This is a genomic window from Rhodococcus sp. 14-2470-1a (genome assembly GCF_002259425.1).
GTDB lineage: Bacteria > Actinomycetota > Actinomycetes > Mycobacteriales > Mycobacteriaceae > Rhodococcoides > Rhodococcoides fascians_E.
On sequence record NZ_NPFZ01000033.1, the window covers coordinates 1 to 9,547 of the forward strand.

At 62.1% G+C, this 9,547-nt stretch carries 12 protein-coding genes; 5 read left to right on the forward strand and 7 right to left on the reverse strand.

The annotated features are described in order from the left end of the window. Nucleotides 1-38: 38 nt before the first annotated feature. From CH292_RS22275 to CH292_RS22285, 3 genes are all read right to left on the reverse strand, one after another. A complete protein-coding gene (locus CH292_RS22275) occupies nucleotides 39-644 on the reverse strand; it encodes an alpha/beta hydrolase (protein ID WP_256978452.1) in 606 nt (201 codons plus the stop codon). A 664-nt stretch (nucleotides 645-1,308) separates the two neighbouring features. After that, nucleotides 1,309-1,803, reverse strand: coding sequence for a DUF6328 family protein (locus CH292_RS22280; RefSeq protein WP_020113220.1), 495 nt, complete (start codon nucleotides 1,801-1,803; stop codon nucleotides 1,309-1,311). A 26-nt stretch (nucleotides 1,804-1,829) separates the two neighbouring features. Continuing rightward, nucleotides 1,830-2,285, reverse strand: coding sequence for a tellurite resistance TerB family protein (locus CH292_RS22285; RefSeq protein WP_026348225.1), 456 nt, complete (start codon nucleotides 2,283-2,285; stop codon nucleotides 1,830-1,832). 171 nt (nucleotides 2,286-2,456) lie between these two features. On the opposite strand from CH292_RS22285, the gene CH292_RS22290 reads away from it, so the two are divergent. After that, complete coding sequence (locus CH292_RS22290) at nucleotides 2,457-3,947, forward strand: amidase (RefSeq protein ID WP_094628207.1); 1,491 nt, start codon at nucleotides 2,457-2,459, stop codon at nucleotides 3,945-3,947. 87 nt (nucleotides 3,948-4,034) lie between these two features. Further along, nucleotides 4,035-4,313 (forward strand): Rho termination factor N-terminal domain-containing protein, encoded by a 279-nt coding sequence (locus CH292_RS22295; protein WP_094628206.1) that lies wholly within the window; start codon nucleotides 4,035-4,037, stop codon nucleotides 4,311-4,313. Between the two features lie 29 nt (nucleotides 4,314-4,342). Here CH292_RS22295 and CH292_RS22300 read toward each other — a convergent pair whose 3' ends face one another. The 3 genes from CH292_RS22300 to CH292_RS22310 form a co-directional block, all read right to left on the reverse strand. Beyond that, entirely contained in the window at nucleotides 4,343-4,684 is a 342-nt protein-coding gene (locus tag CH292_RS22300; RefSeq protein WP_020113223.1) for a GNAT family N-acetyltransferase, read from the reverse strand. Beyond that, a complete protein-coding gene (locus tag CH292_RS22305) occupies nucleotides 4,684-5,178 on the reverse strand; it encodes a carboxymuconolactone decarboxylase family protein (protein WP_094628247.1) in 495 nt (164 codons plus the stop codon). The genes CH292_RS22300 and CH292_RS22305 overlap by 1 nt, the downstream gene beginning before the upstream one ends. A gap of 98 nt (nucleotides 5,179-5,276) precedes the next feature. Then, a complete protein-coding gene (locus tag CH292_RS22310; protein ID WP_027499079.1) occupies nucleotides 5,277-5,609 on the reverse strand; it encodes a hypothetical protein in 333 nt (110 codons plus the stop codon). 184 nt (nucleotides 5,610-5,793) lie between these two features. Here CH292_RS22310 and CH292_RS22320 point away from each other — a divergent pair, with 184 nt between their 5' ends. The 3 genes from CH292_RS22320 (at nucleotide 5,794) to pabB (ending at nucleotide 8,827) form a co-directional block, all read left to right on the forward strand. Next, nucleotides 5,794-6,132 carry an RNA polymerase-binding protein RbpA gene (locus CH292_RS22320; RefSeq protein WP_026348228.1) on the forward strand — a complete coding sequence of 113 codons (339 nt, stop codon included), beginning with the start codon at nucleotides 5,794-5,796 and terminating at the stop codon, nucleotides 6,130-6,132. A 288-nt stretch (nucleotides 6,133-6,420) separates the two neighbouring features. After that, complete coding sequence (locus CH292_RS22325) at nucleotides 6,421-6,756, forward strand: chorismate mutase (protein ID WP_020113226.1); 336 nt, start codon at nucleotides 6,421-6,423, stop codon at nucleotides 6,754-6,756. A gap of 7 nt (nucleotides 6,757-6,763) precedes the next feature. Further along, on the forward strand, nucleotides 6,764-8,827 hold the full coding sequence (gene pabB, locus CH292_RS22330; protein WP_094655874.1) for an aminodeoxychorismate synthase component I: 2,064 nt from the start codon (nucleotides 6,764-6,766) through the stop codon (nucleotides 8,825-8,827). A gap of 60 nt (nucleotides 8,828-8,887) precedes the next feature. Here the strand turns inward: pabB and CH292_RS22335 are convergent, their stop codons facing one another. Next, nucleotides 8,888-9,496 carry a hypothetical protein gene (locus CH292_RS22335; RefSeq protein WP_037142231.1) on the reverse strand — a complete coding sequence of 203 codons (609 nt, stop codon included), beginning with the start codon at nucleotides 9,494-9,496 and terminating at the stop codon, nucleotides 8,888-8,890. Nucleotides 9,497-9,547 lie beyond the last annotated feature (51 nt).

The window sequence follows — 9,547 nt, forward strand, 5'->3', positions numbered from 1 at the left end:
ACAACACCGAAAGGACCGCCCCTGACCAACCGGAAACATCAACACGGGGTGGGGACTTTTACTTGGCCACCAGCGGGGACTTCATCTTGGCCATTGACATCGCGTGTCGTTGTGGTCAGCACCCATTCGATGGCGGTGGTCACTGCATCGCGTGATTCCGGCGAATCGTCGAACATGTCGAATCCGTGAGTGCCCTCGGGTACGTCGATGATGTCGAGTTCCGCTTCGGCTTCCGCTGCGGCCGTGATGAAAGCGTCGACGCCGGCGATGAATTCCGGTCGCTCTCGCCCCACCTTGGTGAGCAAGATCGGGAGCCGGCCGACGCTTCGGATCGCACCGACAGGGTCGACGTGCGGATCGACGCCCCATTCCGGGACGGTGTCCAGCACCGGGTAGGTGAGCGCGATGCACGTCAGCCACGATGGCGGGTCCCTCAGCCAATCGGTAGTGAGCAGTCCGCCTCCGGAGAAAAACCAGAGGGCGACCCGGTCGCGGTCCACTCCGGGTAGCGTCCGGGCGAGTTCGACGCCAGCCGCGACTTCCTCCGCAGCTGATCTGCAGTGCGCCAGGGTGTCCATCTGATGTTGAACGGTGACGCCGATGGCACCTCGCTCGGCGACGATCGATCCGTAGCCCACATACATGGGGTGGTCCCGTGGCCGCCAGTCGTGAACGCCGGGAGGGCGTGGCCCGCCGTGTACGAAGACAACAATCGGTTGTTTCACACGCGCTGGTTCGGGTGACTCAGCCGACCGATAGACGTCGATGGTGTCGTGACGTTTCTCTATGCGCCTTGGGTGTGGGAAGTATGAACGGGTGTTGGCTCATTCAGTACCTTTCGTCGATTGCGGTTCGATTGCAACCGCAAGCTTCGAGATTGCAGCACTGTGGACGGATGTGGACGTGAGTCGTACGTGAACGGTGGCGGCAGTCGGAAGATTGATCCGATGCAACATGCAGCACTTGAATTGACATAATGTAGATTATCGGCAAAACCGCGACCAGCGTGTACGCCCGGATGAGCACCCAGTGATCGACCGATCCGTTGCGCGTACATGTGCCCGCCTTCGAACCGGATCGACGATCGTCCTAACTGCGCCGTGTGCTGGCTGATGCCTTCCAGCGTCCGCGTGCACCCTTGGGTCGATCCGTGCGCCATGATTCGGCTCGCAGGCCGGAACCGTCTCCTCGTGGTAGCGCGACCTCCGACTCGGAACCTTGGCCGCTTCCCTGTAATCGTGCCACTCTCTGTTATTTCGTCACAGTGACGAAACTTACGGGTTGTCGCGGTCGCCGTCACGCGTCGCGTCATGTCTTCCGGTATGCGCGAGGCAGAACGAACCAGAATCCGATCATGATCACCGCGACCACGACGGCCGCCGGTAAAGCCGCACTCAGGCCGAGGACTATCTCGAATGTCAAGGCAACAGCTCCGATCAACGTGATACCCAGCATCACGATGCCGCTGATCGCGAGCGTGTTGCCCACTCGCACCAATACACCGATTGCACGCTGACGAAACAGCAATCGATGCATGCCCACCGGCGCAACCAGCAGTATCGTCGCGAGAATCGACGCCGATACGGTCACGAGATATACGACGTGACCCGCTGAAGAGAGATCGTCGAAGCGGCTCTGGAACGGCAAGGTGAGCAGAAATCCCGTCAGCAGCTGGACGCCGGTCTGGACGACCCGCAGCTCCTGCAACAGTGCGAGCCAGTTTCTGTCGAGCTGCTGAGTGGGAGTTTCGTTGCGCGCCTTACCGTTCCATTCGAGGTGATCCGGATCCTCGTCAGTGCTCATTGCATCAGACTAGCTGCGGAGACTAGTCAAAGTTCGAATTCGCTTGGGTCGATTCCTACGGCGAAGCACGCGTTCTTGACAGCGGCTTTCTCGTGATCGTCGAAGTGTCCATCGGCACCGCCGATGATGATGCCGATCTGGATCACCGCACGAGCTTGATCCGGTTTGCCCTTCAACTTGCCGATCGTGGCAGTTGCCTCCACCTTGCCGAAGTCGAAATCTCCGGCAAGCTTGTCGCAGTACCAGTCGAACTTCTGGCGAAGCTCCTCGGCGGGAAAAACTTTGAGCGCTTCGTTGCCGGAGATCAGTGCCGCTGTCTTCTGCCGCTCGGCCGGATCGATGGTGCCATCGGCCGCAGCGATCAGGGCACACATGGCCATGCTCCCGTTCGCGAACTCCTTGTTCTTGAACTGGACGGTCTTGGTCTGCAACTGCCCGTTCAGTTCGGTGGCCTTCGCCTTCAACTGGTCCCAGAAAGCCATGACATTCCTTCGCTCGCGTTGCCCGGACCGCACTCTCCGTGCGGTCGCCACCATTGTGCCCGTCGGTCGACCGGTTTGCCGGAATCAGTCACGACGATCTCGGGCGAGCACTCAGTGAACTCTGGCGGCGACTTCGGCCCCCAGGCTGGTCGTCGGCAGTAGGATCGGCGCGTGAACCTCGAGGAGTACGTGTCCAAGGACGCAACCGAACTCGCATCTTTGGTGGCGGGCGGCGAGGTCACCGCACCGCAATTGCTGGAACTCGCTCGCCGACGCGCCTACGACGTCGACGGCAAGCTCAACTCGATCGTGGCTCGAACCGATTCCGCAGCAGACGACGCGGCGCAGACGTTCGGCCGCGGACCGTTCGCGGGTGTTCCGTTTCTACTGAAGGACCTGGCACAGGAATACAAGGGATACCCGACGTCCTACGGGTCGCGTTCACTTGCCGACGACATCGCGACCGAGAACTCGTTGATCACTCAGCGATTCCTCGACGCAGGTCTTGTCGTCTTCGGTAAGACCAACACACCGGAACTCGGCGCCAAGGGCGTCACGGAATCGGACTACTGGGGTCCGGCTCGCAATCCGTGGAACCTGCACCGAACACCCGGCGGTTCGTCGGGTGGTTCGGGTGCCGCCGTAGCCGCCGGGATCGTTCCAGCGGCCGGCGCGAACGACGGCGGCGGTTCCATACGAATACCGGCCGCATGCAACGGTCTCGTCGGACTGAAGTTGAGTCGGGGGTTGTCGCCGTACGGACCACAGACCGGCGAAATCATGTTCGGGATGGTCAGTCAGGGCGTCGTCAGCCGGACGGTCCGCGACAGTGCGGCCCTCTACGACGCCATCGTCGGGCCGGACCCGAGCGCCGGCTACCTCGCGCAGTTTCCTACGGAGCGATTCGTCGACGCGATAAGAACCCGCCCGACCGGACTTCGAATCGGATGGTCCACGTCGTCGACCGTGAATCCGTCGCCGCATCCGGAGGCTGTGGCGGCCGTGGAACACGCGGCCGCGCTGCTGGAAGAACTCGGCCACCATGTCGAAGAGGTTCCTCAGCCGTACGACGACTGGGCACTGTCACGTGACTTTCTGACGATCTGGTTCGCGCAGGTGTACGCGCAGGTAGCCGAGATCAAGGCCAGGACCGGTGCCAAGAATTCCGATTTCGAGGCGGACACGCTCGCCGTGGCCGAGTACGGTCGCCACACCGGATTCGTGGCCCCGGTAGCAGCGCTCGAGAACACGAAGGTCTACACGCAGTCGCTCGCAGCGTTCCATCGAAAGTTCGATTTTCTTCTCACCCCGACCTTGGCTACTCCCCCGCTTCGCATCGGTGCTGCCTCGACTCCGCCGATGATGCAGCGCGCGGCGCGAGCGGCAGGTGTTCTTCGCGCTGGACGGATCATGGATCTGACAGGGATTCTCGACGATGTCGTCCAGAACAACCTCGGGTGGGTGCCGTACACCCAGCTCGCGAACGTCACCGGCCGACCGGCAATCAGTGTCCCGGTCCACTGGACCTCGGACGGTTTACCACTCGGCGTTCAATTCGTCGGACACCTCGGCTCCGACGGCGCTCTTCTTCGGCTTGCCGCGCAAATCGAAGAGGCTGCTCCGTGGATTCACCGCTTTCCTGCAACTGCCACCCCTGTCTGAGGAACGCGCCCGTTTGACGGCTGCGGGCAGCGGTTATCTCGTGTCGGACAGCGATGCACGCTGCCGGACACGAGACGAGGAGAAGACATGGCGGCCGACAAGTCCAGTAGCTCTCAGCCTCAGCTGAAGGACGAGGACCTCTACGAGGAGCTGCGCGAGGAGGGCAATTCCAAGGAGAAGGCAGCGCGGATCTCCAATGCCGCCGCCAACGAGGGTCGTTCCACGATCGGCGCGAAGGGTGGCGAATCGGGCTCGTACGAGGACTGGACCGTCGACGAGCTGAAGTCACGCGCCAAGGAACTGGGTATCGAGGGTTACTCCGACCTGAGGAAAGCAGAGCTGATCGACACGCTCAGGGAACACTGACCCCCGGACATCGGCCCGGCGGACCGGCCTCAATTCCGGAGATACGCCAGGATGTCCGGGGTAACCGCATCGGTGATGTCCTGGTACGCGTCGTGCTTGGTCAAGAACTTGGCCACCAGCGGGCACACCGGAACGATGCGACGTCCGCGCGCACGGACGTCGTCGAGGGCAGCAGTCACCAGAACCGAACTCAGACCATGGCCGGCGTAGGCGTCGTCGATTTCGGTGTGAAAGAAAATCCGTTGCTCGCCGCGGTCACGAAACTCGGTGAATCCGATGACGTGTCCGTCGAGTACGAGCGTGTAACGCCGCCCGTCCGTGTCCTCCGAGACGACTACACGATCGCGGATGTCGTGCTGCTCGTTGCTCATCATTTCCCTTTCGGCGACGTCGTGTCGGAGTGCGGACGAACCTGATGCCGACTCACGATGGAGATTCGATTGAACGCATTCATGGCTATCGCGACCCAGCTGACGGCAGCCATCTCGACCTCGGTCAGGACACTGCTCGCTGCAGCGTAATCGCGGTCCTGGTCGACGGAACCAGGAAGCCGAGTCACGGACTCGACCAAGGTGAGCGCTGCGCGCTCCTTGTCGCTGAACAGTGATGTCTCGCTCCACGCCGGTAGAACCGCGAGCCGCTGAGCACTTTCGCCTGCCTCCAGCGCGGCGGTCGAATGAACGTCGAGACAGTAGGCGCACCCGTTGATCTGAGACACGCGAACGTTCAGCAACTCGACGAACCGTCGATCCATCCCCGCGGTGCCGGTCGCGGTGCGAACAGCTTTGGCCACTGCCAGCTGAGCTTTGAACACGTCTGGATTCGCTTTGTCCAGCAAGACCCGGCGCGGAGTGACTTCGGACAACGGAGGCCTTTCGACGATGCGGTGGACGTTCGCGAACAACGATAACCCATGTAGTTGACGTCGCAACTATATGGTCACGAACCGTCGGGTGCCGTCGGTCAGCGCAGCCGTTCGGCATCCCTAGCGAGGGCAACGAGATCTCCGCACAACCGCGCGAGCTCGTCCGCACCCGCACCCTCGGCCACAGCCGTCGCAACATCCTCCGCTGCGCACCGGACCTCGAAGTTGCGGTCGATCAGTGCGGATGCCTCGTCCGCACTCAGCACCACGGCGTCCTCGGGAATCGACGTGCCCTTGACCGCCGACCTGTGTTCGTAAGCACGCTGCCGACACGACTGCCTGCAGTACCGCCTGCGCCGTCCCATGCCACCGTCGGCGACGTCCCGGCCACACCAAGCGCAAGCGTGCACGCGACGCGACTTCACCGACATGCCGACGAGCCTACGACGGTCTGGCGGTAGAATGGCGCAAACGTGTCTGCGGGTCGGCTCGTGTCGTGCGAACGTCGAGCCCGTGGCCGGGAACGATTCGCCGCGCCGGCGCGTTGTACATCCGTGAGTCGAATGCAGTGCGCGCTGCGGACGAGCACGCACTATCGAGGGAGAGGACGCCACAATGGCAGATCGAGTACTACGAGGTAGCCGACTCGGCGCCGTGAGCTACGAGACCGACCGCGACCACGACCTTGCGCCACGCCGCGTTGCGCGTTACCGCTGCGACAACGGTGAGGAGTTCGATGTCCCGTTCGCGGACGACGCCGAAATCCCCGGAACGTGGCAGTGCCGTAACGGTTTGGAAGGCTCACTCATCGAGGGCACCGCTCCCGAGGCCAAGAAGGTCAAGCCGCCCCGTACCCACTGGGACATGCTTCTCGAGCGTCGGTCGGTCGAAGAACTGGAAGAGTTGCTGAAGGAGCGCATGGACCTGTTGAAGGTCAAGCGGCGCGGCGCCTGATCCACGCACACGGTCCCGACAAACCGCACCTGCCGAATGCAAAACATTCGGCAGGTGCGGTTTTTTGCTTTTGTTCGGAACGAAAGTCTGTTTATATCCCCCGGGGTCTGCAATAGAGCAACATTCGTCACCTCGGAAGTGAATTCAGGCAGACAAGATGCCATTATTGTTGACACGATTCGTTCGGTCTTTCGCAGGTAACGGACCCGCGGGACGATGCGATCAACAATCGAGCGAATACACGAAACAGTCGCAGTTCCGGACTGCTGAACGAGGGGGCAACTACACGTGACCGACGAGCCCGGCAGTCAACTCGAATCGCTACGCGGTGAGCTCGATGCTCTCGACGCTCGTATTCTCGAGTCCATTCGGCACCGCATCGAAATCTGCTCGCGGGTTGCGTTGGTCAAGCGTGAGTTCGACATTCCGATGATGCAGCCCGGTCGTGTCGGGGTAGTGCAGGACCGCGCACGCGCATTCGCCCGAGAGCACGGGTTGTCGGAAGATTTCCTGACCTCCGTCTACGATCTCCTGATCGGCGAAGCGTGCCGGGTGGAGGATCTCATCATCGACGACCGCGAGAGCATCGATGCGGATGTGTCCGTCGGCGAACGTGGCCGGTGATGACACCATGCCCGTGCGAACCCTCCTGATCGACAATTACGATTCGTTCACCTACAACCTCTACAGCTTGCTGTGTGAGGTCAACGGGATCGAACCTGTCGTCGTACGCAACGACGTCGACTGGAATTCCCTGCCGCTCGGCGATTTCGACAACGTCGTCGTCTCCCCCGGACCCGGCCGTCCGAGTACACCCCACGACCTCGGCATCAGCGCGCGAGCGATCACCGAACTCGATCTACCTATTCTGGGTGTGTGTCTCGGTCACCAGGCGTTGTGTCATCTTCTCGGCGGCGAGGTCGACCTGGCGCCGACACCCATGCACGGCAGGCTCTCCGACATCACCCACGACGGAAGCGGTCTGTTCGCCGGTATCCCGTCGCCGTACTCGGTCGTGCGTTATCACTCCTTGACGGCCACCTCCCTGCCCGACGAGCTCGAGGCGTGCGCGTGGACCGACGACGGCCTGGTCATGGCCGTCCGTCACACGTCCCGTCCCATGTGGGGCGTGCAGTTCCATCCGGAGTCGATCAGCACCGAGTACGGACGCGAACTACTGTCCAACTTCCGCGACCTCACTCGCGAGACCATGCACGCTCCCGCTGCTCCCCCACGGTCTCGATACTCGATCGAAAGCCGCTGCATCGAAGGAGCTTTCGACACACGGCGTGTCTTCGAGCTTCTGTACGCGACCGGCCCCAACGCGTTCTGGCTGGACGGAAGTTCTGCAGTCGAGCCGGATTCTCGGTTCACCATCATGGGTGACTGCTCGGGCCCCCTCGCGGAATACCTCACGTACCGCGTGGCCGAGCGTCGGGTGGACGTACACCGGCCCGATGGGTCGACGGAGTCGTTCGAGTCGACCTTCTTCGACTACCTGAACGGCCAGTTGAAACAGCGTGCCGTACCTGCTCTCCACGACCTGCCCTTCGCGTTCGGTCTGGGGTACATCGGCTATCTCGGGTACGAGTTGAAAGCCGACGTCGGCGGTCAACTGGTACACACCTCCGCAACACCGGATGCATCGATGGTCTTCGCAGATCGCGCGCTGGTGTTCGACCACGAGGCCGGCAACTGTCACGCACTGGCACTCGTGACCGAGTACGGCGACGCGACGACGTCTGCCTGGTTCCAGACCGTCGCCGACGCCTTGGATTCGCTCGGTGAGGAGATCGAGAGCGCCGAACCCGAGCCTGTTCCGTTGCTTGCACCGGAATTCGAGACGGCACTTCACCTTCGGCACGACAGGGAGAAGTACCTCGGGCTCATCGAGCAGTGTCTTGCGGACATCACGTCCGGTGAGACCTACGAGGTGTGCCTGACGAACGTCGCGACTCTTCCTGGTCCCATCGATGCCCTGGAAACGTACACGTATCTGCGAGAGATCAATCCGACTCCGTACAGCGCGTTCCTCGGTTTCGACGATCTGTCGGTCGCGAGTGCCTCTCCCGAGCGGTTCCTGCGAATCGACGCCGACCGCGTGGTCGAGTCCAAGCCCATCAAGGGAACCCGCCCGCGAGGCAGCACTCCCGAACAGGACGAGCTTCTCCGGACCGACCTGGTCGGCAACGAGAAGGACAAGGCCGAGAACCTGATGATCGTCGACCTGGTTCGTAACGACCTGGCGCAGGTCTGCGTGCCGGGTTCGGTCCACGTGCCCAAGCTGTTCGACGTCGAGACCTACGCCCCGGTACATCAACTGGTCTCGACCGTGCGTGGACGGCTACGCGACGACGCATCCGCGGTGGACTGCATCAGCGCTGCTTTCCCGGGTGGCTCGATGACGGGTGCACCGAAGATTCGGACCATGGCGATCATCGACAAGCTCGAAGACGGGCCACGCGGAGTTTATTCCGGTGCGATCGGCTATTTCTCGTTGACCGGTTCGGCCGACTTCTCGATTGTCATCAGGACGATCGTCTCCACCGAACACGAGGTGACGTTCGGTGTCGGCGGCGCAATAGTCGCCCTGTCGGATCCGGAAGAGGAATTCCAGGAGACGATGGTCAAGGCGGTGTCGATGCGTCGCGCGCTCGCGCACGGCACGAAAAAGGAGGACCGTTCCGGCGAGTGACGCCGGCCCGGTCCTCCCACGGAGATCCGATGCCCGGCCGACCATGTCGGCCCAAGGAAACTACGGTGTCGTGAAGTACTCGAACACCGCGGGCTGCACATTCGGGTTTGCGTTGACGGTGCCGATGATGGTTCCGGCAACGACGCCGATGGCGGTACCGATGATGCACCCGGCAATGAAGTTCGGGAAGATCGACACGCAACCGATTGCAAAGCCGAGGCCGGCGCCGACTGCGGTTCCGACTGCTCCGCCGCCGGTGTATCCGATCACGATCTGATTGATCATGTTGTCGAACGCGGCTTGCTTGCTGACCGGTCCTGCTGCGTCGTTGATCAACGACGCCGGCTGCGGGGTCAGGAGCAATTGCCTGTCCCCCACCACTGCTGGGGCGATCGAATAGGTCGCGCCGTTCACGGAGTACGTCAGCGGCAGACTCGCGAGAACCGTCCCGGAGTTACCCACGACGTCCACCGAATTGTCACTGCTGTCGATACGGAAAGCGCCTGCGTCGAGGATTGTGCTGACGGATCCATCCGTCGTGACGGACGTTTCGTAGCCCACGGATTCGGTGGGGTCCGCATTCGCGGTGCCACCGCCGACAGCGATTGCCACCGACGCAACCGCGAGAACGGTCGCCGCCGTCGTCGCAACTGATTTCCTTCGTTTCACAGGTATCCCCAGACCGTAGTCGAACCACTGTTACCGGACGCCCAATAGTAT

Bases quoted from the DNA above. Each gene is read 5' to 3' on its own strand.
- CH292_RS22275 (WP_256978452.1), bottom strand. From the start codon at position 644: ATGTATGTGGGCTACGGATCGATCGTCGCCGAGCGAGGTGCCATCGGC.
- pabB (WP_094655874.1), top strand. From the start codon at position 6,764: ATGCCCGTGCGAACCCTCCTGATCGACAATTACGATTCGTTCACCTAC.
- CH292_RS22285 (WP_026348225.1), bottom strand. From the start codon at position 2,285: ATGGCTTTCTGGGACCAGTTGAAGGCGAAGGCCACCGAACTGAACGGG.
- CH292_RS22320 (WP_026348228.1), top strand. From the start codon at position 5,794: ATGGCAGATCGAGTACTACGAGGTAGCCGACTCGGCGCCGTGAGCTAC.
- CH292_RS22300 (WP_020113223.1), bottom strand. From the start codon at position 4,684: ATGAGCAACGAGCAGCACGACATCCGCGATCGTGTAGTCGTCTCGGAG.
- CH292_RS22295 (WP_094628206.1), top strand. From the start codon at position 4,035: ATGGCGGCCGACAAGTCCAGTAGCTCTCAGCCTCAGCTGAAGGACGAG.
- CH292_RS22310 (WP_027499079.1), bottom strand. From the start codon at position 5,609: ATGTCGGTGAAGTCGCGTCGCGTGCACGCTTGCGCTTGGTGTGGCCGG.
- CH292_RS22280 (WP_020113220.1), bottom strand. From the start codon at position 1,803: ATGAGCACTGACGAGGATCCGGATCACCTCGAATGGAACGGTAAGGCG.